The organism is Bifidobacterium merycicum DSM 6492, from assembly GCF_900129045.1.
Taxonomy (GTDB): Bacteria; Actinomycetota; Actinomycetes; order Actinomycetales; family Bifidobacteriaceae; genus Bifidobacterium; species Bifidobacterium merycicum.
On the sequence record NZ_FQTX01000001.1, the window covers coordinates 403,861 to 430,185 of the forward strand.

The following is a 26,325-nucleotide window of genomic DNA, read 5'->3' on the forward strand; positions in this document are numbered from 1 at the left end:
CACCGGGAAGGATGGAACGGATGGCAATCCCGGAAGGCTTGAACGGAATGAACGGCAAGGCCTGGGCGCGTGCCGCGCGCGAACGTATCGGCATGACCCAGCACGACGTGGCCGTGCTCGCGAACCTCACCGTGGGCATGGTCAAGAAATACGAGTCGAAGAAATACCGGATCCAACCCTCGGAGAGGATGCGGGAGATGCTCGAACATTATCTCGCCGAACACAGGCGCGCCGTCGCGGCCATCGTGGAACGGCACAGGGGAGAGGAGCGGGCCACGCTTTCGTTCTCGCGCGTCTCCGACCTGCCCGGCGACCTGCCCGACTGGATCAAGGCCGAGGCGTCCGCGAAACGGCATGCCGCCGCCGTGCGCGAGGCGGTGGGCGTCGTCGTCGACTACACCTACATGCCCGAAGGAACGAAATAGGAGAGGGAAGGAAGGTCGATCATGTTCGGACTCTACATGCTCGCGATATACCTGGGCGTCGCCGTCATCGGTGCGGGCTTCGTCGCACTGCTCGTCGTCGCGCTGGCGGTGGGACTGGTCACGTATCCCATCCGCATGAGCAGTTAATTTCCGGTGAGATGGCGATGTACATGCCGGTATCGGAAGAGGTGACCAGAGTTTCTTCGGGAAAGACCGTTATGGATTGTAGATAACAGCATAACGGGTAATAATGGGATTGTGCGATAATCAAAGTGAGGATAGTGACATGCGAAGAGAGCATGTCGGTCCGATGCATGATTTGCATCACGGCAATGCATCGGAAAAATATGACAAATGGCCGGCACCGGATTTAATTGTGTCCGATGGTGCTTATGGAGTACGCGGTTTTCGCGGTGATACAACTGACGTTTCCGGTTTGGTTGAATGGTATAAGCCGCATGTTTTGGCATGGGCAAAAGCTGCAAAGCCTTCAACGAGTCTGTGGTTTTGGAACACAGAAGTTGGTTGGGCGACTGTTCATCCTTCACTTCTTGCGACTGGATGGGAATATGTGCAACTTGCATTTTGGAACAAAGGGCTTGCGCATATTATCCGGCATCGGGATTCCTCTTTAATCCTACGGATTATTTCTAATCAAACCCGGTCGATTATTTGATATGCAGCTTTGTGTGCTCCTTACAAAATCAGGCATAGAATACGCTTGTAAATTCCTGCTCCTGAACCTTCATCTTTGCGGTAAACTCTGAATAATTCTGCGCATCCATGGGAATTTTCAGGCCATGCTTGGTAATGCTGATGTCATCACGCGGCACGACATTTTTCTCATAGGTCGAACCACGATTCAACCACAATTTCAAATCGTCAGACCATTCCGCTTCTGGATAGAGATAGTAACCAGCCTTTGCATCAAACCGGAACATATAGGCAAGCACTTGTAAATAATCTCGATTGCCAATGTTGCCAAGGAGCTTATACTTCGCGTCAGCAATGATCCGTGGTTCGCTATTCCGGCTGATGAAATCAGGATAGATCAATCCTACATTTCCATCAAACAGTCTCTGAGCGCCTTTGCCACTCTTGTTCATTGGGTGGTAGAAGATATCTTTAATGAGCAAGTTAATATATTCCTCCCACAGCCATGCACCATCGAACAGAATGCCGTATATCTGCCTCGCTCCCGTACCAATTTGATGTCTCTGGTGTCGAAGGATCAAAAGACACAACCTCTGCAAAGCGAGATACTCCCTGAAATAGGCATGGCGGACGGTATTCTTTTTATTCTGTTCAATGATTTTCTGCCTGTCATACGGTTCATATCCTGGAGTCGCATCTATAACGAGTTTTACCTCGTCTTTCACCTTGATAAGAAGTTTTTTCCCGTAAGGCTTTCTTTTGATGTACTCTATGGTATGCCGCATCAGCTCCATCAGACTGTTATCATAAGAAAACTCTCGCTGGCTGTATGCAACATTTCCTACAAACGGGATGTTCTTCTTTATATGTCTTGCGACATCAATCGTGCCCTTTACATTTCCATCATTGTACCTGTGGCGGATATACTTTTTGAACAAACCCTTCCGCATCGCCGCTTTAAGGTAATGCGGAAACAGAAACAGCAGAAAATTGAACAGCCGATTGTCTTGATTGGCGTCTGCATCCAAATCCACGATGTTTGGAAAGTCCAGAACTTTGTCTAAAAGATACTGGAACAAGTAATCCTCGCCCTCTCCGCAAAAACGGGACGCGATCGCAAGCCGCTCATCACCGTAGCCGAGAAAGCCCATCACATTGCCGGAGCGATAGGTGTCATTGACGCTTTGGAGGATCATCTGATCTTGCGTAATATCCTTTGCATCCTTTACGGTTTCGGGAAATACGAACACACCTTCACGCTCAAGCTGTTCCAATGTTTTATCTGCAATTATGCCAGTCAGCTTCGCTACTTGAGAAAAGGCATCTTTTTTCTGTTGGGAGTTATCCTTGATCCTGAGTAGCTTCATGTACATCACCTCTGGACTGTCGCTGATAGCCATATGCCTTTGCAAACCGTTTCATAATCCCTTCCTCATCGTACATACCCTGAATGTATTCCTGGAGGAGCGGTTGCAGATAATCCGTCCAAAGCTGGTCAAAGTCCAGTGTTTTCAGCTTCAGGAAGTAAGAAGCGCCGATTTGATAATTCTCATTCAAATCATCAACGGCAGCAATTTCCTTGTTAAGGGCAGTCATCCTTCTGATTGCCTCAGCCTCCAACTCCTCGTTTTCCAGCGACGCAAGCATCTCAAGGCGCTCATCCGCTCTGAGCTCTACGAAACGGAAGCGACGACGCATGGCAAAATCAAAGCTGTCTACAGAGCGGTCGATATCGTTCATGGTGCCGATGATATAGACATTTTCAGGAATATAGAACTTTTCGCCAGGGTCAGAGTGCAGATTGGAATACTGCGTGGAGATTTCTCCGGCTTTACCGCGATAACCGGGATCTATTGCAAAGAACAATTCACCGAAAATCTTTGAAATTTCACCGCGGTTGATTTCATCTATGATGAATATGTATTTTTTCAGTTTCTCCTGTTTTGCCTTTGCTTTTGAAACTGTACTTTTCTTCGCTTTGATTGCTTTATAGATGGCAAAGTCATAGGAGTATCCTTGCGTAGCAAACGTCTTTCCGAAAAAGGACGTGATATCCTTTATTTTTTCAAACTTCTGCCCGGATTCCAGCATCTTCCGAACTTCATCCAAACTCAGAGCAAGCCTGTTGACAGATGCGTTACCGGGAATGGAAATATGGATATGCCCGTCATCCACGCCGGTAATGGTAAATTCATTTCCACTGATCGTCTTAAATGTGTTAACGCCAAACTCAACGCCGGAGAAAAAATCTGTCATGGATTCTTGAACCGTGACTTCCTTTTCTACGGTTTCTCTGGATTTTTGGGAGTCCTCATAGTTCTTTCTGGCACGGGCAACAAACTTCTTGAAAATGCCATCCTGCAATTCAAAGCCCATTGTCCCATCATCATTGATTTTCGGTCTTAGTCCTTCAACAAAATCAGAGTAGTCATAACTCGGATGGAACTGAACGAACTCAACCTGTTTTTTCTGCTCGTCAGTAAGAAGTGTGTAATCGTCAAAGTACCCATTGCTGATGATGTCCGCAGCGATTTCTTTGGCAAGATAAGATTTTCCGGTACCGGGCGCACCTCTGAAAATCAGATTTTTTGATTCAATCAGCATGGAAGAAAACGGATTTCGGTATCCCCTGAACTGTTGAACAAGCTCTTCCTGAACAGCAGCTTCCGTTTCTGCCGCTGCGGTTTCCTTCCCATCTTTTTCGCGGTATGTCAAAATAAACTGATCTCCCGGCTCACCGAAACGTTTCAAACATTCCTGAACGAAGATAATCGTAGAGAAGATATTCCAGCAATAGATAACAAACTGCCGTCCGTTGTCATAGCCGTATGTCAGGTACTCTATTGAGTTGCGGTGCTTCTTGAAATCGTCAACACTCGCATAAATACCTCTGATTACGTCGCTGTCCGGGTTATATCTGCAGACAGGGAAGTTCTCCTTGTCCTCAACCGATAATGCAGCAAGCTGCTTTTCGAACACCTGACAGGCAATGCGGGGCAAGGTTTGATTGGAATTTCTTCTTTCGCCTTTGCTGTAGGCTCGCTTGATTACGTCTCCATTTGCCCTCTTGAAACAGGCATCCAGCGGCTTATAGTTATCACCGAGGCTCAGATTATCCATTGTAAAGCGTTCATCTGTTGACGCGACGTTTTCGGCAGTAATAGATAACTCGAATTTTTCTTGCTGCTTAGTCTCCATGGAGAAGCCCAACTTTCCAGATAGTTCTTTGCATAAACGCTGTCAAAGGATTCTGTCGAAATATCCGTGCTGTTTGCCAAATGGTCAGCAACGGCTACCACATACTTCGGCGGATATTTTTCCCATCCTTGGACACAAGTACATATTTTGCGCTTGTATTATGTTCGGGAACTCCGTTTTCATCGATAAATTTCAGGACATCAAAACATCCTGTTTTTTCAGCTTTGGTATAGCCATGCTGCACCTCCTCAAAAGTGTGTACACATGTTATATCGCAAGGAGCGGTCTGTTTTCAATATGATATGAAATTTACCGCCTTAAAATGTAACTTTTCTGCGAATACAAGCTGATTTTCAGTTTCCACAGTGTCGAACATACTCTGCATCGAAATGCCCGTCTATCGACTTTGCGGCTTTATGAGGTGTTTTGCACGACTGCAAATATACGCACTCCTCAGCGAACTGTATGCACTATACAGCGATTCACTGTTTCACAAAGGAACTGTATGAGAGCGATAACTATTTCGCCCTTTTTACTATCCTTGCTTTACAGCGCTGAAAATCGGTGATTTTCAACCCTTAGATGTACAAAAACAGGCAACACCCAACCGAATGTATTTAGTCAAGTCGGCGTTTCGTGATTGGTCACGAAGATTTTTCGGTTTTAGTCAAGGAGCGTTCCGTCCGATTTCTTTGTTTTCTCTTTGGGCTCGGGCGTCGGCTTTCATGCGATGTTCGAGAACATCCATCCGTTCATGGATAGCAATGGGCGGACCGGCTGTCAGCTGCTCAACTTCGTGCTGCTGCGGAACGGATACCGTCCCGCAGCCATCAAATACGATGCGGGTCGGGCATACGCGCGAGGTCTGGAGCCATGGCAGGTGGGCAGCAAGACGGATTCGTTCTGTTCCATTTTCCTAGACTGCGTGGAACAGGAGGAACAGACGCTCGTCGATCTGATCGAGCGGCTTCGCCATCTGAGATAGGTCGCGGGAACACTCGCATGCTTCTTTCGTGTGCGTCGGTAAGCCGCTGATATGCACAGAAGAATGAGATTATTCTTGGGTTCCTGTAGGTGCCTCGTGGAGAACGAGCGTAATCGGCAGGTTTCCCAAAAATCGAAAACCTTGGAATAAGGCCAAAAACAGCTGGCCACGATTATCATGCGAGGTGCGCATGATGATGGTAGTCATGGTCCTAAGTGTCTCATGGGCTTGAGGTCGGGCGGGCTGGATTCCTGTGTGCCGGGCTGCAAGGCGCAGGTGTAGGCGTAGGATGGGTGCATGGATTTGCTGAATCTTGCGGAACAGGTGGTGCTGTGGTGGATGTGCTACTCGTGCATCGGCTGGGTATGGGAGACCGGGCTTAATCTGGTGCTGAAACACAAGTGGGTGGATCGAGGGGCGTTGAATGGCCCGATCTGCCCGATTTACGGCAACGGCGCGCTGCTGGTCATTCTGCTGCTGCATGATGTGACCAATCCGGTGGCCTTGTTTCTGGGCAGTGGCGTTATCGCCTGCACTTTGGAATACGTGGTGTCGTGGCAATATGAGCGTCTGTTCCGCATTCGGCTTTGGGATTACACCGATAAGCCGTTCAACGTCAATGGCCGTGTCTATCTGAACGGCTTTCTGGCGTTCGGTGCTGGAGCCACGCTGATCAAGCTGGTTGTGCAACCCGGGCTCGCGCATCTCACTGCCGCCATGCCGCAGCCTTGGCTGCACATCGCGGCTTGGGGCCTGCTGGCTGTGGCTTTCGTCGATTGGCTGATCAGCACCATGGGCATGGCCGATATGGATAATAGGCTCGCGCGGCTTGGCGAGGATGTCAAGGCCGGTCGTTTGGAGGCGATCGACAAGGCGAATAGCGATATGGCCGAGGCGAATGTGCGTATGGAACAGCGTCTCGCGCAGGCGCAGCGTTCCGCGCGGGATCGTCTTGACCAGGCCCGCGACCGCATCGACGATGCGATTCTTGATATTCGGGCGGTTGGGCGCAAGGGCGAGGCCGCGGCGTTGGATAGGCTTACCGGGGAACATGTGCGCCGTGCGCTGAGCCGCCAGCAGATTCGTCTGCTTCGGGCGTTCCCCTCCCTGCGTTCGTCGGCGCGTCGTGAGTTGACCGACCGTATCCACAAGCTGCTGGAACGTTAACGGTTCTATCGGCTGCCGCCGTGCGGCGGCAGAGACTGCGATGTTTGCCGCGTATGGGGAGTGCAATAGCGCGTAGAGCGATATTTTGACGGTTTGCGGCGTTCGGCGTTGGCGAACCATGTAAAGTTGGCGGTATCCCTCATCTCCGATCGTCACCTCGGCTGTTTTTGTCGAGTCGCAATCGTTTTCTCATATTCGCAGAAAGGAATCGGGCTATTGGACTACCTAGTATTATTGGGCATATTAATTGTAATTGTCGGTTTTGTGTTGAAGCTTGATGCAATTCTCATCATCTTCGCAGCCGCAATCGTCACCGCCCTGGTAGGCGGCATCGGCGTCGACGGGTTTCTTGCCACGCTCGGCTCGTCGTTCGTAAGCAATAGGAGCATGGCAGTGTTCATCATCATTCTGCTGGTGGTGGGCACGTTGGAACGCAACGGCTTGAAGGAAGCCGCAGCGGCGCTGATCGGCAAGGCGAAGCATGCCACGCCCGGCATCGTCATCGCATTGTACGGCATGATGCGTGTGGTGTTCGCCGCGTTCAACGTAGGGTTCGGCGGCGTGGCCGGATTCGTTCGGCCCATCATCATGCCGATGGCCGTCGGCGCCATCGAAGCGGCGGGCTATAAGCCCAGGGAAGAATACGTCGAGGAGCTCAAGGGCATGGCCGCCGGCATGGAGAACGTCGCATGGTTCTTCGGGCAGATGCTGTTCGTGGGTACCGGCGGCGCATTGCTGGTCCAATCGACGTTGAAACCTTTGGGCTACAACGTCGATTTGCTGCGCATGGCGTTGATCGAGATTCCGGTGGCCGTCATCGCCGTTGGAACAACCGCCGCATACTACATCATCAAAGATCGCCATCTGCGCGTCATGTACTACGGCGATGCCGCCGTTTCCGGCACCGCGGCCGCAAGCGTTCAGAAAGGCTGAGTCATGTCGTTCTTTACCAACCCCTCCAACACCATCGGCGCCAAAATACTTGAAGTGTTCTTCATCATCATGGGGCTGATCGTCATCTACACCGGCGTGCGCAACCTCCGTGACAGGTCGAATCCGACACGGTACGGCACCTGCATGTTCTGGAGTCTTCTGGGCGTGGTCATCGCCTTCGGACGGTGGATACCCGCCACAGTGGACGGGGCTCTGATCACACTCATGGCCATTCCTGCGATTCTGCGTCGTGTCGGGAACGGCAAGTCATCCGTTCCAGGCAAGCGGGAAAGCAGCGGAAACTTCGCCAGGATCGGCATGAGGATCTTCATACCGGCATTATCCATTGGCGTGGGAGCCATGATCGGCGCGCTGATTCCCAGCATCGGAGCCCTGGCCGGGTGCTGTATCGGAGTCATGGCATCGGCCGGCATTCTTATGGCGCTGAACCATGCCAATACGCCAAGGGTGTTTCTGGATGACTCCGAGCGTCTGCTCAGTGCGATGGGGCCGCTCAGCATGCTGCCGATGCTGCTGGCCAGCCTCGGCGCGATCTTCACGCAAGCCGGCGTCGGACATGCGATCTCGAAACTGGCCGGCGGCATCATCCCCAAAGGCAATGTGACCATCGGCATCGTGGTGCTTGCCGTCGGCATGATGCTCTTCACCATGGTCATGGGCAACGCCTTTGCCGCCATCACGGTGCTGATCGTAGGCATCGGCGCCCCGTTCGTGCTCGCCTTCGGAGCCAATCCTGCGGTCGTGGGCGTGCTGGCGCTCACCTGCGGCTACTGCGGTACGTTGCTTACGCCGATGGCCGCGAACTTCAACATCGTACCGGTCGCGTTGCTTGAGATGAAGGATCGCATGGGCGTGATCAGGAATCAGATACTGCCGGCGCTGGTCATGATCAGCGTGCAGATCGTGTACATGCTCATCGCAAGTTGACCGGCGCGGCAGCTAAGCGCATCGACGGCAATCACACTCAAACAATCAACCACACCTCAATGTTTTAAGGAGACAAATATGGCAACGGTATTGGTAACAGGATTCGACCCTTTCGGCGGCGAGACCGTCAATCCGGCGTATGAGGCGGTGAAGCTGCTGCCCGGTGAGATCGCGGGCGCCAGGATTGTCAAACAGGAGATTCCCACCGCGTTCACGCGCAGCGCTGTCGCCATCGAACAGGCGTTGGAACGCGAACATCCCGACATCGTCATCAGTGTTGGGCAGGCGGGTGGCCGCAGTACGCTCACCGTGGAACAGGTGGCCATCAATCTTGCCGAGGCGCGCATTCCCGATAATGACGGCGAGCAGCCGCTTGGTACCCCGCTGCGTACGGATGGCGACACCGCCTATTTCGCCACGGTTCCTGTCAAGGCCATGGTCGGTAACGTGCGTGCCCACAATCTGCCGGCGTTCGTGTCGTATACGGCCGGCACCTACGTGTGCAACAGCGTGATGTACAACATGCTCTACCTGTTGGATCGGCGTTTTCCCGGCATTCGTGGCGGATTCATTCATGTGCCGTTCGCGCCGCAGCAGGTGGTTGGCAAACCCAATGGCACGCCGTGCATGCCGTTGCACGATATGGCCAAGGCGTTGGAATATGCGATCGAAGCCGCCGTGAAGAACGAGGATTCGGCTACGGCGATCGCAATGGGGGAGACCCATTAGGAGAAAAGGCCATGCCGAACCCCGCTGCAAGTGCGGTGCATGCTGCGGCGGGCAGGACGGTCGGATGCTGATCGAAAAACGGTGCCGGGTCTGCTGGGCGATTAGGGAAGCCCGCAGACCCGACACCGTTTTTTCGTATATCGTGTGCTCTCCCGGTGGCATGTGCCGTCGGGGCCATAGCGCCGTCAGAGGATGCTGAAATGCTTCAACGCGTTCATGATGCCGTCATGATCCACATCGTCGGTCACATAGTCGGCCACGCTCTTGGGCGCTTCGGTCGCGTTGCCCATGGCCACGCCGATGCCCGTGTATTCCAGCATGTCCACGTCGTTGCCGCCGTCGCCGAAGGAGATCGTCTGCTCGCGGTCCCAACCGTAATGCCGCAGGAAGCGTTCGATGCCCTTCGCCTTGCCGCCGTCGGCGGCGATGAGATCCACGAAGTCCGGATGCCAGCGGGTTCCCCGGATATGCGGGCACAGGGAGACGAGCTCCGCTTCCGTACGCTCGTCGATATACGGGCTGATCTGGAACGTCTCGTAACGCAGCGTGCGCTCATGCGGATCGTCGAAATAGATCTTGGGCGCGGTTTTGCCCAGGCTTCGCCACGTCGCGGCCAAGGTCTCGTTGGAATGGTTGAAGTAGACGTAATCGGACTCGCAGAAGTTGGAGATGACGTTGGGATGCCCGTCGAGCCAGTCGAGGACGGTGGCGATATCCTCCTTGGCGAGTGGTTCCTTCTCCAGGAACCCGTTGCCGTCGACGCAGTATTGGCCGTTGATCCCCACGATGCCGTCGAATTCGACGGGAATGGTGTCGAGCACCACACCCATGACGGACGGCGCGCGACCCGAGCAGATGAACACGCGCACGTCGCGCGCCTTCAACTGGCGCAGCGCCTCGATCGTCGATTCGGGTACGACATGCGTCACGAAACTGGTCAGCGTGCCGTCGATGTCGAAGAAAGCGGCCTTGATATCGGTCGAAGCCATGAATGTGCCTTTCATGATCGCGGGTGATTCGTCGTACATCATTCTATGAACGGACGGGGGAGAAGGACACACCCCCGACGGTGCGTTCGCCCACGGAGGACGGGCTTGCCGCCAGCGGGGCGCGGAACAGCGGCATTCCCGCGTTCGAACACGCGCTATAACGAACGCCGATAAGCCAATTCACCGTTTTCGACGAGTCAGGGCGCGAACGTCGTTTATGGTAGAGCACGGTAACGTTCGGACGGTGCGGTGGCAACTCCCGTGCCCCGGATGGCACACGTTTACGAGAGAGGAAAAGAAACCATGACTCAGGAAGCTCCCCAGCCGGTGAACGGCGAAGAGCCGGTGCGCGTGAACCACACCACCCGCAACATCATCATCGCCGTGGTCGTGATCGCCCTGATCGCGGTCGGCGCCTTCTTCGGCGTCCGCGCGTTCGGCGGCAACAAGACCGCCGAAAAGGGCACCAAGGACAATCCGGTGAAGATCGGCGTCGTGGGCGCCACCGACCCGCAGTGGGTCGAATTCAAGAAGCAGGCCGAGAAGCAGAACCTGTACGTCGACATCGTCGACTTCCAGGACTACACCTCCGAGAACCCGGCCGTCGACTCCGGCGAGCTCGACCTCAACGAATTCCAGCATCTGCTGTACCTCGCCAACTACAACGTCAAGAACAACAAGGACCTGCAGCCGATCGGCGGCGTCGCCATCTACCCGCTGGGCGTGTACTCCAGCAAGTACAAGAACATCAAGGACATCCCGGCAGGTTCCACCGTCGCCATCCCGAACGATGAGACCAATCAGGCCCGCGCCATCGGCGTGCTGAAGGCCGCCGGCCTCGTCACCCTGAAGGGCGATTGGACCGCGTTCACCACCCCGCAGGACGTCGACACCGCCAAGTCCAAGGTCAAGGTGACCCCGTTGAAGGCCGAACAGGTCGCCAACTCCCTCAAGGACCCGCAGGTCTCCGCAGGCGTGATCAACAACGATTACGTCGCCGACGCCGGCCTCAAGCCCACCGACGCGATCTACCAGGACAACGCCGAATCCGAGGAAGCCCACCCCTACATCAACATCTTCGCCACCCGTAAGGCCGATGTGAACAACGAAATCTACAAGAAGGTCGTCGAGATCTTCCAGACCAAGAGCGTGCTCGACAAGCTGCAGGAGAACTCCGGCGGCACCGCGGTGTTCGCCGACAAGTTCACCCCCTCCGAGCTGCAGAGCTACCTGGCCCAGATCGAGAAGGACGCCAAGTCCGCCGAATGATCCCATGCCGGCATGCATGAACGCTCCCTCGCCCACACCGAGGGGGCGTTCCGTGTATCATGCCCCCGTTCGACAAGGTGTAGTTGTAAGTTCTACAACGGCGTGAAACCGCTGAACGAAAGTGACGGTATGACAGAGCAAACCCCCATCATCTCCTTCGACCATGTGGTCAAGGAATTCAAGCAGGCCGGCAAGGCCGCGAAAACCACCCGCGCGGTGGACGATGTGAGCCTGACCATCAACGCGGGCGACATCTTCGGCATCATCGGCTATTCCGGTGCCGGCAAGTCCACCCTCGTGCGTCTGATCAACGCATTGGAGAAACCGACTTCGGGCACGGTCACGGTGCTTGGCACCGAAGTGTCGTCGTTGAGCGAGGCGAAGCTGCGTCCCATCCGCCAGAAGATCGGCATGATCTTTCAGCAGTTCAACCTGTTCTCCACGAAAACCGTGGCGCAGAACATCGCGTACCCGCTGCAGCTGGACCATTGGCGCAAGGACTATCAGGAGCGCCGCGTCAAGCAGCTGCTCGAGTTCGTGGGTCTGGGCGAGCATGCGAACAAATACCCGTCGCAACTGTCCGGCGGTCAGAAGCAGCGCGTCGGCATCGCCCGCGCACTGGCCACCAATCCGAAGATCCTGCTGGCCGATGAGGCCACCAGTGCATTGGATCCGGAAACCACCACCGAAGTGCTGTCGCTGCTCAAGCGCGTGAACGAGGAACTGGGCATCACCATCGTGGTGATCACGCATCAGATGAACGTGGTGCAGCAGATCGCCAACCGCGTCGCAGTCATGAGCTCCGGCAAGGTCGTGGAACAGGGCGACGTGTACGACGTGTTCGCCGCACCGCGCCAGCAGGTCACGAAGCGTTTCATCGCCACCGCGTTGAACGGCGTCCCGGACGAGGACAGGGTGGCGCGCATGCGCGAACAGTGGGCGGAACGTCTGGTCACCGTGCTGATCCGTCAGCGCGACGTGAAGGACGGGGAGACGATCACCGCCGCATCCGGCCAGAACATCTCGACGCTCATCGCCAAGCATGGTGTGGACAGCAGCCTGCTGTACGGCGGCATCGACACGGTGCGCGGGTCGGCCATCGGCGCGGTCACCTACGGCTTCAAGGGTGACGGGCTGGACGCCTTCCTGCGGGAGCTGAAGGAGAACAGCGACATCGTGGACTTCGGCACGGCCGCCGAACCGGTACCGTACGCGCAGGCCGTCGCACGCGCCGATGGAAGCAACGAGTGAGAGGAGCGGAGACAATGATCGTACTCGCAAGCCGCAGTGATTGGAGCGTGCTGACCCCGCTGCTGGTCCAGTCCGTCGCCCAGACCCTGGAAATGGTGGTGGTCACGCTTCTCATCGGCGGATTCCTCGGATTGGTGTTGGGCGTGGTGTTGTACGGCACGCGACCGGGCAACCTGTTCGAGAACGCCGTGGTGTACCGCGTCCTCGACATCATCGTGAACATCATCCGACCGATACCATTCATCATCTTCCTCGCGGCCATGCAGCCGCTGACCATCAAGGTGGTGGGCACCTCCATCGGCACGACGGCCGCCATCTTCCCTATGGTGGTCATGTGCACCGTCGCCACCTCGCGACTCGTCGAACAGAACCTCGTGCCCGTCGACCCCGGCATCATCGAAGCCGCGCGTTCCATGGGCGCATCCAAGTTCACCATCGTGCGCACCGTGCTCATCCCCGAAGCGCTGGCCCCGCTCATCCTCGCCTACGCCTTCCTGTTCATCAGCGTGCTCGACATGTCCGCCATGGCCGGCTACATCGGAGGCGGCGGCCTCGGCAACTTCGCCATCGCCTACGGCTACCAGAAGTTCGACCAGACCGTGACCTGGACTGCCGTGATCATCATGATCATCCTCGTCCAAGTCGTGCAGGGCATCGCCAATTCGGTGGCCAAGCACCTGCTCAAACGCTGACGCGACCCACGACTTCCGGCTCCCGCAAACGGGGGCCGGAATGCTATCCGCCGCCATCGCACGCCATATAACCTTTCAATCGCAACCCACTAACCACACAACCGAAACCATTTCGGAGAAACCAGGAACCATCATGAGCGAACATATCGAAACCACCCCGGAACTCGTCGAGATCCGCCACTACCTGCATCGCCACCCCGAACGCAGCTTCAAGGAAACCTCCACCACCGCCTACCTGGCCGACCAGCTGCGCGCCCACGGCATCGAAGTGCTCGACACCCCGCTGCAGACCGGGCTCGTCGGCCTGATCGAAGGAACCAAGCCCGGCCCGCGCATCGCCCTGCGCGCCGACATCGACGGCCTGCCCATCCAGGAGAGCACCGGACTGGAATTCAGCTCCGAAAACGACGGCGTGATGCACGGCTGCGGTCACGACCTGCACATGAGTTTCCTGCTCGGCGCGGCGTTCTGGCTGGCCGACCACCGCGACCGCATCGCCGGATCCATCAAGATCCTGTTCCAGCCCGCCGAGGAGACCGGGCGCGGCGCCCGCCACGTAATCGCATCCGGCGTCGTCGACGACGTGGACGCCATCATCGGCACCCACAACAACCCCGACTACGCGCCCGGCCAGATCGCCGTCGGCGTCGAGCCGATGATGGCCGGTTGCGTGGAATTCCACGTGAACCTGCACGCCGAAGGCACCCACGCCGGCTACCCGCACATGGGCACCGGCCCGCTGGAGGCGCTCGCCTCCATGATCCTGAGCCTGCAGACCATCGTGAGCCGCAACACGAGCCCGTTCCATCCGCTGGTGCTGTCCGTCACCGAAGTGCATGGCGGCGACGTGTGGAACGTGGTGCCGGCCGAAGCCGGATTCATGGGCACCGTGCGCTACTTCTACAAGGAGGACGGCGAACTCGCCGAACGCCGCTTCCGCAGCCAGGTCGAATCCATCGCCGCCGGGTACGGCATCACCGCCGACATCGACTGGGATGACTTCCAGGACCCGATGGTCTCCGATCCCGATCTGGCGAAGCTCGTGGCCGCGGACGTGCCCGACTACGCCGACCTTCAGCCGATCCGCCCGTCCATGGCCGGCGAGGATTTCGCGGAATTCGCCAAGGTGACCCGCCCTGTGTTCGCCTTCATCGGCTCGAACGGCAAGCCCGGCCATCATGATTGGCACAGCCCCCAGTTCGTCGGCTTCGACGAGGCGCTGCAGGCGGGCGTGGAATTCTACGTCAACACGGCCCTGCGCCTGCTCAAGGAACTCGCCTGAACCGCCGGTTTCCTCACGCAAGTAGACTTACAGGCATGACTGATATTCGCTTCGCACTCGCACAGATCGACACCTGCGTCGGCGACCTTGACGGCAACGCCGACAAGGTCCTGCAATACGCCCGCAACGCCGCCGCCAACCACGCGAAGGTGGTGGCGTTCCCCGAAATGACGCTCACCGGCTATCCCATCGAGGATCTCGCCCTACGCGCCACCTTCCGCACCGCCGCATGGAACAAGGCCAACTGGCTCGCCACCGAACTCGAAGCCGATGGGCTCGGCGACCTGTTCGTCGTCGTCGGCACGGTCGGCACCGACCGTGAGCATGGCAAGCCGCTCAACCGTCTCGTCGTATTGCACGACGGCGTGGTGTGGTCCGGCTATGACAAGCATTTCCTGCCGAACTACGGCGTCTTCGACGAGTTCCGCATCTTCACCCCCGGCGAGAAATCCGTGGTGCTCGACGTCGACGGCGTCAAGGTCGGCGTCGCCATCTGCGAGGACATCTGGCAGGATGGCGGTCCGGTCGCCGAACTCGCCGAACGCGGCATCGACGTGCTGCTGACCATCAACGGTTCGCCGTATGAGGAAGGCAAGACCGACACCCGCTTCGCGCTGGCCCGCCGCCGCGCGGCCGAAGTGGACGCGCCGCTGATCTACGTCAACCAGGTGGGTGGCCAGGACGATCTCGTCTTCGACGGCGGCAGCTTCGTGGTCGACGCCGACGGCACGCTGCTCGAACGGTCCCCGATGTTCATGGAGGACCTGTCGTACATCAACATCAACACGGCCGCGGCCAAGCAGCTGGCAGGCAGCATCGCAGGCAAGCCCGATCCGGACGAGGAGGTGTACACCGCCTGCGTGCTCGGTCTGAAGGATTACATGGCCAAGAACCGGTTCACCGGCGTGACGCTCGGCCTGTCCGGCGGCATCGATTCCGCCCTTGTCGCGGCTATGGCGGCGGATGCGTGCGGCGGTTCCCGCGTGTACGGCATCTCCATGCCGAGCATGTACTCCTCGGACGGTTCCAAGGACGATGCGGCCGATCTGGCCGAGAACATCGGGGCGCATTACGACATCCAGCCCATCGAGCCATTGTTCGAGGCCTACCAGCATCAGCTCCACCTCGACGGCGTGGCCGCCGAGAACCTGCAAGCCCGCATCCGCGGCGTGATCGTCATGGCCTACTCCAACGCGAAGGGTCTGCTGGCCGTTGCCACCGGCAACAAGTCGGAGCTCGCCTGCGGCTATTCGACCATCTACGGCGACGCCGTAGGCGGTTACGCGCCGATTAAGGATCTGCTCAAGACACGCGTGTGGGAGCTGGCGCGCTGGCGTAACAAGGTTGCCGCCGAAGGCATGGGCGTAGGTGGCCTGCATATCGTCGGCAACGAGCGGGGGAGCGCCGGGGTGCCGCTGCGCGACGGCGTGATGATCCCCGTCAACTCGATCGAGAAGGCCCCATCCGCCGAGCTGCGCCCCGGGCAGAAGGATTCCGACTCGCTGCCTGAATACGAGCTGCTTGACCGGGTGCTCGCCGCATACATCGAGAAGGCGCACGGCCGCGCCGACCTGTTGGCCGACGGCTTCGACGAGGCGACCGTGGACACGGTGATGCGTCTCGTGGACCGCGCCGAATGGAAGCGCCGCCAGTATCCGCTCGGGCCGAAGGTGACGGCATTGGCCTTCGGCCGCGACCGCAGGCTCCCTATCACCAGCGCGTTCAGGGAGTAAGCCATGGGTAAACGGAAATGGTATTTCAACATGGTCACCGGCGAACCCGAGCTTGGCCCGCTTTCGCCGATCGACAGGCGCATGGGACCGTACGACAGCCGTGAGGATGCCATGAACGCATGGAAGATCGTGCGCGAACGCAATCGCCGTTGGGAGGAACAGGACCGTCGTTGGGGCGGCGATTCCGACTGAGTCCCCACCCTTGGAGGAAGGGGAAGCCGTTGTTCGGCTTCCCCTTTTCCCGTCCATCGCGACGTGCGGAAATGTGATATAGCTCACTCTTCTTTTGCGGGGTTCGCCCCAAGTCAGCCACTACACTGGGGGATAGCGCGGCATACAGGAGCGCCGCCTCTTAGCAACACCAAGGAGTGGATATGACAGCAGTTGAAGCATCTGCACCTACCCAGGAGGAGCTGAACGCAAAGGCGTGGGACGGCTTCACGGGTGGCAACTGGCAGTCGGACATCGATGTCCGTGACTTCATCCAGAAGAATTACACCCCGTACGAAGGCGACGAAACCTTCCTCGCCAACGCCACCGACAAGACCAAGCATCTGTGGAAGTACCTCGACGACAACTACCTGGCCGTCGAACGCAAGCAGCGCGTGTACGACGTGGACACCCACACCCCGGCCGGCATCGACGCCTTCCCGGCCGGCTACATCGATTCCCCCGAAGTCGATAACGTGATCGTCGGCCTGCAGACCGACGTTCCCTGCAAGCGCGCCATGATGCCGAACGGCGGCTGGCGCATGGTCGAGCAGGCCATCCGCGAGGCCGGCAAGGAACCCGACCCGCAGATCAAGAAGATCTTCACCAAGTACCGCAAGACCCACAACGATGGCGTCTTCGGCGTGTACACCAAGCAGATCAAGGTCGCCCGCCACAACAAGATCCTCACCGGCCTGCCGGATGCCTACGGCCGTGGCCGTATCATCGGCGACTACCGTCGTGTGGCCCTGTACGGCGTCAACGCCCTGATCAAGTTCAAGCAGCGCGACAAGGATTCCGTGCCGTACCGCAACGATTTCACCGAGCCGGAGATCGAGCACTGGATCCGCTTCCGTGAGGAGCATGACGAGCAGATCAAGGCCCTCAAGCAGCTCATCAACCTCGGCAACGAGTACGGTCTGGATCTGTCCCGCCCGGCTCAGACCGCCCAGGAAGCCGTGCAGTGGACCTACATGGGCTACCTCGCCTCCGTCAAGAGCCAGGACGGCGCCGCCATGTCCTTCGGCCGCGTCTCCGACTTCTTCGACATCTACATCGAGCGCGACATGAAGGCTGGCAAGCTCACCGAGGAAGGCGCCCAGGAGCTCATCGACAACTTGGTCATGAAGCTGCGCATCGTGCGCTTCCTGCGTACCAAGGATTACGACGCCATCTTCTCCGGCGATCCGTACTGGGCGACCTGGTCCGACGCCGGCTTCGGCGACGACGGCCGTACCCTGGTCACCAAGACCTCGTTCCGTTTGCTCAACACCCTGACCCTCGAGCACCTCGGACCCGGCCCCGAACCGAACATCACCATTTTCTGGGATCCGAAGCTGCCGGAAGCCTACAAGCGTTTCTGCGCCAAGATCTCCATCGACACCTCCGCCATCCAGTACGAGTCCGATAAGGAAATCCGTGGCCACTGGGGCGATGACGCCGCCATTGCATGCTGCGTCTCCCCGATGCGCGTGGGCAAGCAGATGCAGTTCTTCGCCGCCCGCGTGAACTCCGCGAAGGCCCTGCTGTACGCCATCAACGGTGGCCGCGACGAAATGACCGGCATGCAGGTGATCGACAAGGGCGTGATCGATCCGATCAAGCCGAAAGCCGACGGCACCCTGGATTACGAGAAGGTCAAGGCCAACTACGAGAAGGCCCTCGAATGGCTGTCCGAAACCTATGTGATGGCGCTGAACATCATCCATTACATGCACGATAAGTACGCCTACGAGTCCATCGAGATGGCCCTGCACGACAAGGAGGTCTACCGCACCCTCGGCTGCGGCATGTCCGGCCTGTCCATCGCGGCCGACTCCCTGTCCGCCTGCAAGTACGCCAAGGTCTACCCGATCTACAACAAGGACGCCAAGACCACGCCGGGCCATGAGGACGAGTACGTCGAAGGCGCCGATGACGATCTGATCGTCGGCTACCGTACCGAAGGCGAGTTCCCGATCTACGGCAACGACGACGACCGCGCCGACGACATCGCCAAGTGGGTCGTCTCCACCGTGATGGGTCAGGTCAAGCGCCTGCCCGTCTACCGTGGCGCCGTCCCGACCCAGTCCATCCTGACCATCACCTCCAACGTGGAATACGGCAAGGCCACCGGCGCCTTCCCGTCCGGCCACAAGAAGGGCACCCCGTACGCTCCGGGCGCGAACCCGGAGAACGGTATGGACTCCCACGGCATGCTGCCGTCCATGTTCTCCGTCGGCAAGATCGACTACAACGACGCCCTTGACGGCATCTCGCTGACCAACACCATCACCCCCGATGGTCTGGGCCGCGACGAGGCCGAGCGCATCACCAACCTGGTGGGCATTCTGGACGCCGGCAACGGCCACGGCCTGTACCACGCCAACATCAACGTGCTGCGCAAGGAGCAGCTCGAGGATGCCGTCGAGCACCCGGAGAAGTACCCGCACCTGACCGTGCGCGTCTCCGGCTACGCGGTGAACTTCGTCAAGCTCACCAAGGAGCAGCAGCTCGACGTGATCAGCCGTACCTTCCATCAGGGTGCGGTGGTCGACTGATCCGGCCTATCGACCGGATCGGCTGACGAATAGCCGATGACGCCGCATCGCGCGGCGTGAACGAAAGCGAGGGGCGGAGCTGGAACGGTTCCGCCCCTTTGCATAATGACCGCCGGCCTTGCCGCCGACGGCCGACCATCCAACAGATACCAAGGAGTGCAACGATGCCCGGTACCCAGCAATTCCGCAGTACCACGCGCCATATGCTTCGCGAATCGAAGGAATACGCGTCCCAGACCCTGATGGGCGGTCTTTCCGGATTCGAATCGCCGATCGGCCTCGATAGGCGCGACAGACTGCATGCGTTGAAGACCGGCGACATCGGTTTCGTGCATTCCTGGGACATCAACACCTCCGTAGACGGCCCGGGCACGCGCATGACGGTGTTCATGAGCGGATGCCCGTTGCGCTGCCAGTACTGCCAGAACCCCGATACGTGGAAGATGCGCGACGGCAAGCCGGTGTATCTGGAGGCGATGATCAAGAAGATCGACCGTTACGCCGACCTGTTCAAGGCGACGGGCGGCGGCATCACCTTCTCGGGAGGCGAGTCGATGATGCAGCCGGCATTCGTCTCTCGCGTATTCCATGCGGCCAAGCAGATGGGCGTGCACACCTGTCTCGACACTTCGGGCTTCCTGAACACGAACTACACGGATGAGATGCTCGACGACATCGACCTGTGCCTGCTGGACGTCAAATCCGGCGATGAGGAGACCTACCACAAGGTGACCGGCGGCGTATTGCAGCCGACCATCGACTTCGGTCAGCGTCTCGCGAAGGCGGGCAAGAAGATCTGGGTGCGTTTCGTGCTGGTGCCCGGCCTCACCTCCAGCGAGGAGAACGTCGAGAACGTGGCGAGGATCTGCGAGACCTTCGGGGATGCGGTGGAGCATATCGACGTGTTGCCGTTCCACCAGCTCGGCCGCCCGAAATGGCATGAACTGCGCATCGAATACCCGCTGGAGAACCAAAAGGGGCCGAACGCCGCCATGCGCAAGCGTGTGGCGGACCAGTTCAAGGCACACGGGTTCGTCGTGTACTGATCCATGCCCGCGGTTCGGACGAATCACGGCTGATTCCGCTGATTCCGCCGATTCCCGGTTGGATCAAATGGTTTTTCGATGATTCGGCCGAATCATTGCAGGACCTGCCGCCGCTCCCGAAACCCGAAGCGGGCCGTCTTCCCCGGTCCGATCGAGTTCCGAGTGCGGCGGCTTTCCTTGCCCATATGGTTCCGGCCGCACCGCGCGGGGAACGGAAATCGACGCCACCGCGCGTCAATCCGCGCCGAATGCCGCTTCAACACGTAGCCTAGATACATGGCCGAGATTTTCTCTTTTCCCGAGGGGATCGCTCCGCAGACGCAGGATCCCGAGGCGCAGTTGCCGCCCCGACCGCGCGGCGTGCCTGACGAGGTCTGGCGTGCCGTGGAATCCGTTCGCGCCATGCGCAGGCTGCCCGGCGTACGCTACCGGGAGATCCCCGTTCCCTCCACTCTGGCCGATTACGGCATCGGCGTCGCACTCGGCATCGGAGCCGACGACGCGTCCCGCACATTTTCCCGCCCCTATTCCGAAGAAAACGCCAGCGGTTGGATCATGCTGCTGTACAGCCGCCGCCCACGGGAGGAATGGGGCGGACGGTGGCGATGCGTCTGCTTCGCCCGAATGCCCCTTGATTCCAGTGAAAACGATGGCCTCGCGCCCTCCATGTATTGGGAGGATATGTGCGATTATCTATGCGATGTGGAACCGGACAGCGTGGCCGGCACGGTGAGTGTCACGCAGAACACGGCGTTTGGTTCGCAGGGTGCTGATACGTTTGCAGGCTGTGAGATACGTGTCTCCTACACGCCGTCGATTCCGCCCGCACACGGTTTCGAACCCGGCGGCTGCGTGGAGGCATGGGCAGAATTTCTGAAATCCACCGTTCGCGGTGAAGGAGAATCACGCGTTGAGCGAACTTATGCATGAGCCACGGTTGCAATCCGAACCACGCGGGGGAGTGCCCGACGTGATCGACACCCTGGAAGGCTTCCGCGACGCATGCGCCGAACTCGCCGCCGCCCGCGGATCGCTCGCGGCCGACGCCGAACGTGCGTCCGGCTTCCGCTACGGGCATGAGGATTGGCTGGTGCAGTTCAAACGTGAGGGGGCGGGCATCTTCCTGCTTGACCCGATCGCGCTGACGCGGCAAGGCGCGGACTGGAACGAGTTCAACCGTGCGGTGGGCGACGCGACATGGATCATCCACGACGCCATGATGGACCTTCCCGGTTTCACCCAGATCGGCATGACACCGAAACGCCTGTTCGACACCGAACTCGCCGCCCGCATGCTGGGGCTCAAACGATTCGGATTGGCCGCGGTCACCGAAAAATACCTGGGCATCACGCTCGCCAAGGAGCATTCCGCCGCCGACTGGTCGTACAGACCGTTGCCGCGGGATTGGCGCAACTATGCCGCACTCGACGTGGAACTGCTCATCGAACTCGAAACCAGAATGCGCGCCGACCTGAAGTCCGCAGGCAAGGAGGGCTGGGCCGAAGAGGAATTCCGCCACATCCTCGCCGAAGGAACCTCCGGCAAACCCCGCCACGAGCATCCGGTACCGTGGCTGCGCATCTCGCACATCACCTCGCTTCGCGGCGACCGTAGGGCGCTCGCCGTGGCCCGTGCGCTATGGACCAAGCGCGACGAGCTCGCCCGCCTCCACGATATCGCGCCGACCCTGCTGCTCTCCGATCAGGCGATCATCGAAGCATCGCTGAAGAAACCCCACAACGCCAGGGAATTCCGCGTCATCCGCTCCCTGAACGAACGCGTGCGCGTGCAGACCGGCGGCGAACAGGACAAAATGTTCGAATGCTACGCCCCGATCCAGCGTGAAATCAAACCCTCCGTATGGAAGCATGAGATCCAGGAGGCGCTCGCGCTGCCCGAAAGCGAGCTTCCCGTCATGCCCCCGCCCGCACACGACAAGGACGGCGCCGAAACGAACGCGCCCAAGTCGATGCGCATCTGGTCGTCGCGTCATCCGAAGCGCCTGGAAGTACTCAAGAAAGCCCGCCGCGCCCTCAACCAGATCGCCGAAGACACGTCCACGCCGGCCGAAGTGCTGCTCAAACCGCAGATTCTCAAGAATCTATGCTGGACGGATGAGCCGGGGAAGCGCGACGTCGCGGCGTTTCTCGCCGGGCAAGGCGCGCGCGACTGGCAGGTGCGGCTTATCGCAGCGTCCTTAAGCCACGCTATAGTATGAGAGTTGTGCCTAACGGCAAAAAAGAACAAACACGACTTTGCAGGAGCGTTTAGCGTGAAGATCAGCGTTCGTAACCTCGAACCCACCAAGGTGAAGCTCACCGTTACCGTCGACCAGGAAGAGTTCGACCCGTACCTGGAAGAAGCCCGTAAGAACATCGCCAAGGAAGTGAACATCCCCGGTTTCCGTAAGGGCCATGTTCCCGGCAAGCTCGTCGAGCAGCGTTTCGGCTTTGGTGCCGTCGCTGGCGAGGCTGTCAACGGCGCCGTTCCGGAGCTGTACTCCAAGGCCCTGGAAGAGAAGAAGATCCGCCCGATGGCCGAGCCGGAGTTCGATGTCGTCGACATCCCGGAATCCGCCAAGGACGAGAAGAAGCTGAAGTTCACCGCCACCGTCGAGCGTCGCCCTGAGTTCGACCTGCCGGAGATCGAAGGCATGGAGATCGCCATCGCCGCTCCGGAAATCAAGGACGAGGATGTCGACAAGCGCCTTGAGGCCCTGCGTCAGCGCTTCGGCACCCTGGTGAGCGTCGATCGCCCGGCCGCCAAGGGCGACTTCGCCAACATCGACCTGAACGCCGAGATCGACGGCGAATCCGTCGACTCCCAGGAAGGCGTGAGCTACGAGCTCGGCTCCAACACCATGCTTGACGGCCTGGATGAGGCTCTTGACGGCCTGTCCGCCGGCGAGGAGACCACCTTCGAGGGCACCCTGGAAGCGGGCGAGCACGAGGGTCAGAAGGCTCAGATCAAGGTCAAGGTCAACTCCGTCAAGGCTGAGGAGCTGCCGGAGCTCGACGACGAGTTCGCTCAGGAAGCCTCCGAGTTCGACACCCTGGACGAGCTCAAGGCCGACATCCGCAAGGCCGCCGCTCAGGACGCCAAGGGTCGCCAGGCCACCGAGGCCCGCGACGCCTTCATCGCCAAGCTCGAAGAGGGCCTGGAGATTCCGGTGCCGAAGGGTGTGAAGGCCAACATGATTGAGCAGCAGCTCAAGAACGTGACCGCCGATCCGAAGAAGGCCACCAAGGAGCAGAAGGCCGAGGCCGAGGAAGCCGTCGAGAAGGAACTGCGCGACCAGATGGTGCTCGATGCTCTGGCTGAGAAGCTGGACGTGCAGGTCTCCCAGACCGACGTGTTCAACTTCCTCGCTTCCATCGCCCAGCAGTACGGCATGGATCCGAACGCCTTCATCCAGGCCATCATGCGTAACGGCCAGCTTGGCTCCGCCGTGCAGGAAGTCGCCCGTTCCAAGGGTCTGCTTGCCGGTATGCGCGCAGTGAAGTTCACCGCCGACGGCGAAGTCGTCGACCTGTCCGACTTCCTGGGCAACGCCGCTGAAGAAGAGGAAGAGGAGTCCGTCGAGGCCGCTTCCGCCGCCGCTGCCGTGGCCGACGAGCTGAGCGCCAAGGACGGCGAGTGAGCCGTTAACGGCTTATGCCGGTGTACCGTGCAGACCTGTTGGTCTGACGGTTGTCTAGCGTCAAGGGCTGGGATCTTAATACGAGATCCCAGCCCTTTGCCGTATTCCACGCGTGTTTCATGTCGCAACCGTTCGCAACATGCCAAACATTGCGGACTATGATGGCAAGCGTCAACGAAGATGTCATCTTATGGATTGCAAGGTTGCAATGACACGGGAAATCCAGACCATTGCAATATCGGTTCGGGTACCATGGGGCATGCCACGGCGCACTGCGGCCCTGATTTGCGGTTCACGGTGCGCCGAAACGGTATGAGGCCCGGCGCGTAGGATATAAGCGTTCGGCTAGGCGAAGGAGAACGAATGAGAATCGTATTGCAACGGGTGAGTCACGGTTCGGTGGATGTGCTTGATGAAGAGACGGGGAAGCGGGATCTGACATTCGAGCCGCAAACCATAGGCCAGGGGTATGTGCTGCTTGTTGGGGTGAGTGATACGGACGGCGACGAGCAGATTGCATGGCTCGTGCATAAGATCGCCAACCTGCGCGTGTTCGAGGATGAGAACGGCAAAATGAACCTGTCTATCGGCAGTGTCGGCGGTTCGATTCTGTCCATCTCGCAGTTCACGCTGTTCGCCGACGTGCGCAAGGGCAATCGTCCCAGCTTCGTCAAGGCAGGCGCCCCCGACCATGCCAAGCAGGTGTGGCTGCGATTCAACGACGCGCTGCGTGCCGAAGGTCTGGACGTGAAGGAAGGGCGTTTTGGTGCGCATATGCGCGTGGATATCGCCAACGACGGGCCCGTCACCATCGTGATGGACACCGACGAGCTTATGAAGTGAGGACTGCGGGATATGCAGGCCGATGAGGTGTATATTCGCCGGCTCAGACGAGCCGACTACCCCGCATTGGTGGAACTGATTCGCCAAACATGGTATGCGGATCAGACGGATGGGGATACTGACGGCCATGAGTCGGCTGATCGTGCACGTCGTCACAGCGTGGCATGGCGTCTTGCCGCCATCGACGCGCACGACTGCCTGGCGCGAGCCATGCATGCCGCAGTAGCCGAACAAAACGGGCGGGTGCTTGGCGTGATACTCGGATCCATTCCCATGAACGTGACGCGTGCGCAAGTGCTGCGGCACCGCCTGAGGCAGGCACGCCTGGCATTGCCCATGCTGGCAAGTGGGGCAGGCAGAAACGGGCTGTGCGAACAGCTGGGCATACTGCACGCCGATCGGACGCTCACACGCACCGTGGACAAAACCTACCAAGCTGAAATCGCGTTGTTCCTCGTCTCGCCCGAAGCCAAAGGGCATGGTGTCGGCGGTCGGCTGTTCGCCCATATGCTCGACTGGTTTCAGGCGATCGGTGTCAGCGAATATTTCCTCTTCACCGACACCACCTGCGACTACGGGTTTTATGAGCATAAGGGACTGGAACGCATGGCTGTCGAAACGCTTTCCCTCGCGCCCGGCGAAACGCTGAACTGTTTCCTATACGAGGGGCGTGTGGATGATACAGAGCTGGCGGAAACGAGGATCGTCGAATCCTAGCGTTTCACCAAATATTTCAGTTCGGCGAAGAACTCGCGCAGCATATTGTTCACCAGCATGTCGCCAGGCGAACCGGAGGCGATGCCCTGTGCGTTTGCCAGTCCCTGGTCGCGTGCGATCTGCATGGCGCGCGCCACATGGAAATCGCTGGTGATGATGCCGATGCTCGCATTGCGCTTCGTCATGAGCTTGCGGCTGTTGGCGATATTCTGCCTGGTGTCTTTCGACTTGGACTCCCTGATGATGCGCGATGCAGCGATGCCATGCCGTTCCAGGTATTCGGCCATGCCCTGCGCCTCGGGGAACGGCTCGTTCGCGCCCTTGCCACCGGACACAATGCATATGGTGTTCGGGTTGGACTCAAGATAGTCGATGGCCTTATCAAGCCGATACTGCAACACCAGGCTCGGACGGGTCTTATGCACCTGCGCGCCAAGTACGATCACATAATCCAATCCCGGTTCACCAGCGGCGCGCATGCCACTGATTACCAAACCTTCGACCGCACCAAAACAGATAAGACCCGTGCAAAGCACCACGGCGCATACCCGGCGCACCACTTTCGGCAGTGCCTTCCACCAGCCAAACCATACTGCAAGGCCGGCAACCATGAATAGGCATGCGATGACAATCCACATCATCCAAAAACTCGTACCCGAATGCGCCGCCCACACATGCGCGCCATAGGCTGTGCTCGCCAGTGCCGCCACCATGCAGATCCCCAGTGCCACTCGTTTACCCATATTCGCTCCCTTCATATCGCCTTATTCTACCGGGATGCGGTTGGGACCGATACTGACCGGGCATACTGGCTCTGGTTCTTCGCAAAAGCCCTCCTAAAAATGCTTGTTGGCTTGCTTGTGGCACCGTTTGCCGATTATGGCGAGTACAAGCGTTGGAATTCCAATGCTTGTACTTCGCGTTTCGGCGTCCGAGTGCCACAAACAAGACGACTAGCGAAAAAATGGGCTATGCTGGCTTGGTTTGTCCGGTAGATAGCGGTGAATAATTACAGGATGCTGCAGGATTATCGCATTGAACAAGTGAAAACGCGCGATGGCGAGTGGCGCACTG

The 26,325-nt window shown here is 58.6% G+C and carries 25 protein-coding genes and 1 pseudogene; 21 read left to right on the forward strand and 5 right to left on the reverse strand.

The window, feature by feature from the left end:
- The first annotated feature begins 20 nt into the window (after window positions 1–20).
- From BUB29_RS01600 to BUB29_RS09995, 3 genes are all read left to right on the forward strand, one after another.
- A complete protein-coding gene (locus BUB29_RS01600) occupies window positions 21–425 on the forward strand; it encodes a helix-turn-helix domain-containing protein (RefSeq protein WP_234945670.1) in 405 nt (134 codons plus the stop codon).
- Window positions 426–446: 21 nt separating this feature from the next.
- Window positions 447–572, forward strand: coding sequence for a hypothetical protein (locus BUB29_RS10215; protein WP_268751042.1), 126 nt, complete (start codon window positions 447–449; stop codon window positions 570–572).
- A 139-nt stretch (window positions 573–711) separates the two neighbouring features.
- Entirely contained in the window at window positions 712–1,101 is a 390-nt protein-coding gene (locus BUB29_RS09995; protein ID WP_143155117.1) for a hypothetical protein, read from the forward strand.
- A gap of 28 nt (window positions 1,102–1,129) precedes the next feature.
- Here BUB29_RS09995 and BUB29_RS01610 read toward each other — a convergent pair whose 3' ends face one another.
- Complete coding sequence (locus BUB29_RS01610) at window positions 1,130–2,446, reverse strand: 5-methylcytosine restriction system specificity protein McrC (RefSeq protein ID WP_033523016.1); 1,317 nt, start codon at window positions 2,444–2,446, stop codon at window positions 1,130–1,132.
- Window positions 2,421–4,277, reverse strand: a complete 1,857-nt coding sequence (locus tag BUB29_RS01615) for an McrB family protein (RefSeq protein ID WP_033522951.1) — start codon at window positions 4,275–4,277, stop codon at window positions 2,421–2,423. The genes BUB29_RS01610 and BUB29_RS01615 overlap by 26 nt, the downstream gene beginning before the upstream one ends.
- 718 nt (window positions 4,278–4,995) lie before the next feature.
- On the opposite strand from BUB29_RS01615, the pseudogene BUB29_RS01620 reads away from it, so the two are divergent.
- A pseudogene (locus BUB29_RS01620) lies at window positions 4,996–5,262 on the forward strand (Fic family protein); the annotation flags it as partial.
- A 69-nt stretch (window positions 5,263–5,331) separates the two neighbouring features.
- On the opposite strand, the gene BUB29_RS09890 reads toward BUB29_RS01620, so the two are convergent.
- Window positions 5,332–5,469: a hypothetical protein gene (locus tag BUB29_RS09890; protein ID WP_162832077.1), complete on the reverse strand. Its 138-nt coding sequence runs from the start codon at window positions 5,467–5,469 to the stop codon at window positions 5,332–5,334.
- A 90-nt stretch (window positions 5,470–5,559) separates the two neighbouring features.
- Here BUB29_RS09890 and BUB29_RS01625 point away from each other — a divergent pair, with 90 nt between their 5' ends.
- The 4 genes from BUB29_RS01625 (at window position 5,560) to pcp (ending at window position 9,039) form a co-directional block, all read left to right on the forward strand.
- Window positions 5,560–6,429 carry a putative ABC transporter permease gene (locus BUB29_RS01625; RefSeq protein ID WP_033522950.1) on the forward strand — a complete coding sequence of 290 codons (870 nt, stop codon included), beginning with the start codon at window positions 5,560–5,562 and terminating at the stop codon, window positions 6,427–6,429.
- Between the two features lie 234 nt (window positions 6,430–6,663).
- On the forward strand, window positions 6,664–7,362 hold the full coding sequence (locus tag BUB29_RS01630; RefSeq protein ID WP_268751043.1) for a 5-oxoproline transporter, DUF969 family subunit: 699 nt from the start codon (window positions 6,664–6,666) through the stop codon (window positions 7,360–7,362).
- Window positions 7,363–7,365: 3 nt separating this feature from the next.
- On the forward strand, window positions 7,366–8,310 hold the full coding sequence (locus BUB29_RS01635; RefSeq protein WP_033522948.1) for a DUF979 domain-containing protein: 945 nt from the start codon (window positions 7,366–7,368) through the stop codon (window positions 8,308–8,310).
- A gap of 78 nt (window positions 8,311–8,388) precedes the next feature.
- A complete protein-coding gene (gene pcp / locus BUB29_RS01640) occupies window positions 8,389–9,039 on the forward strand; it encodes a pyroglutamyl-peptidase I (protein WP_033522947.1) in 651 nt (216 codons plus the stop codon).
- Between the two features lie 185 nt (window positions 9,040–9,224).
- Here the strand turns inward: pcp and BUB29_RS01645 are convergent, their stop codons facing one another.
- Complete coding sequence (locus BUB29_RS01645; protein WP_081888416.1) at window positions 9,225–10,028, reverse strand: Cof-type HAD-IIB family hydrolase; 804 nt, start codon at window positions 10,026–10,028, stop codon at window positions 9,225–9,227.
- A gap of 303 nt (window positions 10,029–10,331) precedes the next feature.
- Between BUB29_RS01645 and BUB29_RS01650 the strand changes: the two genes are divergently transcribed.
- The 13 genes from BUB29_RS01650 to BUB29_RS01710 all read left to right on the forward strand — a co-directional run bounded on the left by BUB29_RS01650 (window position 10,332) and on the right by BUB29_RS01710 (window position 25,251).
- Window positions 10,332–11,297 (forward strand): MetQ/NlpA family ABC transporter substrate-binding protein, encoded by a 966-nt coding sequence (locus BUB29_RS01650; RefSeq protein WP_033522946.1) that lies wholly within the window; start codon window positions 10,332–10,334, stop codon window positions 11,295–11,297.
- 129 nt (window positions 11,298–11,426) lie between these two features.
- Window positions 11,427–12,548, forward strand: a complete 1,122-nt coding sequence (locus tag BUB29_RS01655) for a methionine ABC transporter ATP-binding protein (RefSeq protein ID WP_033522945.1) — start codon at window positions 11,427–11,429, stop codon at window positions 12,546–12,548.
- 14 nt (window positions 12,549–12,562) lie between these two features.
- The gene (locus BUB29_RS01660) at window positions 12,563–13,240 is read left to right on the forward strand and encodes a methionine ABC transporter permease (RefSeq protein WP_033522944.1); all 678 of its coding nucleotides are present in this window, start codon (window positions 12,563–12,565) and stop codon (window positions 13,238–13,240) included.
- 133 nt (window positions 13,241–13,373) lie between these two features.
- Window positions 13,374–14,522 (forward strand): M20 metallopeptidase family protein, encoded by a 1,149-nt coding sequence (locus BUB29_RS01665; protein ID WP_033522943.1) that lies wholly within the window; start codon window positions 13,374–13,376, stop codon window positions 14,520–14,522.
- Between the two features lie 35 nt (window positions 14,523–14,557).
- Window positions 14,558–16,255 (forward strand): NAD+ synthase, encoded by a 1,698-nt coding sequence (locus BUB29_RS01670; RefSeq protein WP_033522942.1) that lies wholly within the window; start codon window positions 14,558–14,560, stop codon window positions 16,253–16,255.
- Between the two features lie 3 nt (window positions 16,256–16,258).
- Window positions 16,259–16,447 carry a hypothetical protein gene (locus BUB29_RS01675; protein WP_033522941.1) on the forward strand — a complete coding sequence of 63 codons (189 nt, stop codon included), beginning with the start codon at window positions 16,259–16,261 and terminating at the stop codon, window positions 16,445–16,447.
- 182 nt (window positions 16,448–16,629) lie between these two features.
- A complete protein-coding gene (gene pflB, locus BUB29_RS01680) occupies window positions 16,630–19,005 on the forward strand; it encodes a formate C-acetyltransferase (RefSeq protein WP_033522940.1) in 2,376 nt (791 codons plus the stop codon).
- A 164-nt stretch (window positions 19,006–19,169) separates the two neighbouring features.
- Complete coding sequence (gene pflA / locus BUB29_RS01685) at window positions 19,170–20,051, forward strand: pyruvate formate-lyase-activating protein (RefSeq protein WP_033522939.1); 882 nt, start codon at window positions 19,170–19,172, stop codon at window positions 20,049–20,051.
- 276 nt (window positions 20,052–20,327) lie between these two features.
- Window positions 20,328–20,981, forward strand: coding sequence for a DUF3000 family protein (locus tag BUB29_RS01690; protein ID WP_033522938.1), 654 nt, complete (start codon window positions 20,328–20,330; stop codon window positions 20,979–20,981).
- Window positions 20,974–22,269, forward strand: a complete 1,296-nt coding sequence (locus tag BUB29_RS01695) for an HRDC domain-containing protein (protein ID WP_033522937.1) — start codon at window positions 20,974–20,976, stop codon at window positions 22,267–22,269. The genes BUB29_RS01690 and BUB29_RS01695 overlap by 8 nt, the downstream gene beginning before the upstream one ends.
- Before the next feature lie 54 nt (window positions 22,270–22,323).
- Window positions 22,324–23,691 carry a trigger factor gene (gene tig / locus BUB29_RS01700; protein ID WP_033522936.1) on the forward strand — a complete coding sequence of 456 codons (1,368 nt, stop codon included), beginning with the start codon at window positions 22,324–22,326 and terminating at the stop codon, window positions 23,689–23,691.
- Window positions 23,692–24,054: 363 nt separating this feature from the next.
- Window positions 24,055–24,534 carry a D-aminoacyl-tRNA deacylase gene (gene dtd, locus BUB29_RS01705; RefSeq protein ID WP_003826129.1) on the forward strand — a complete coding sequence of 160 codons (480 nt, stop codon included), beginning with the start codon at window positions 24,055–24,057 and terminating at the stop codon, window positions 24,532–24,534.
- Between the two features lie 12 nt (window positions 24,535–24,546).
- A complete protein-coding gene (locus BUB29_RS01710) occupies window positions 24,547–25,251 on the forward strand; it encodes a GNAT family N-acetyltransferase (protein WP_033522935.1) in 705 nt (234 codons plus the stop codon).
- Here BUB29_RS01710 and BUB29_RS01715 read toward each other — a convergent pair.
- On the reverse strand, window positions 25,248–25,994 hold the full coding sequence (locus tag BUB29_RS01715; protein WP_234945672.1) for a YdcF family protein: 747 nt from the start codon (window positions 25,992–25,994) through the stop codon (window positions 25,248–25,250). The two genes, BUB29_RS01710 and BUB29_RS01715, sit on opposite strands and share 4 nt — an antisense overlap.
- Between the last annotated feature and the right edge of the window lie 331 nt (window positions 25,995–26,325).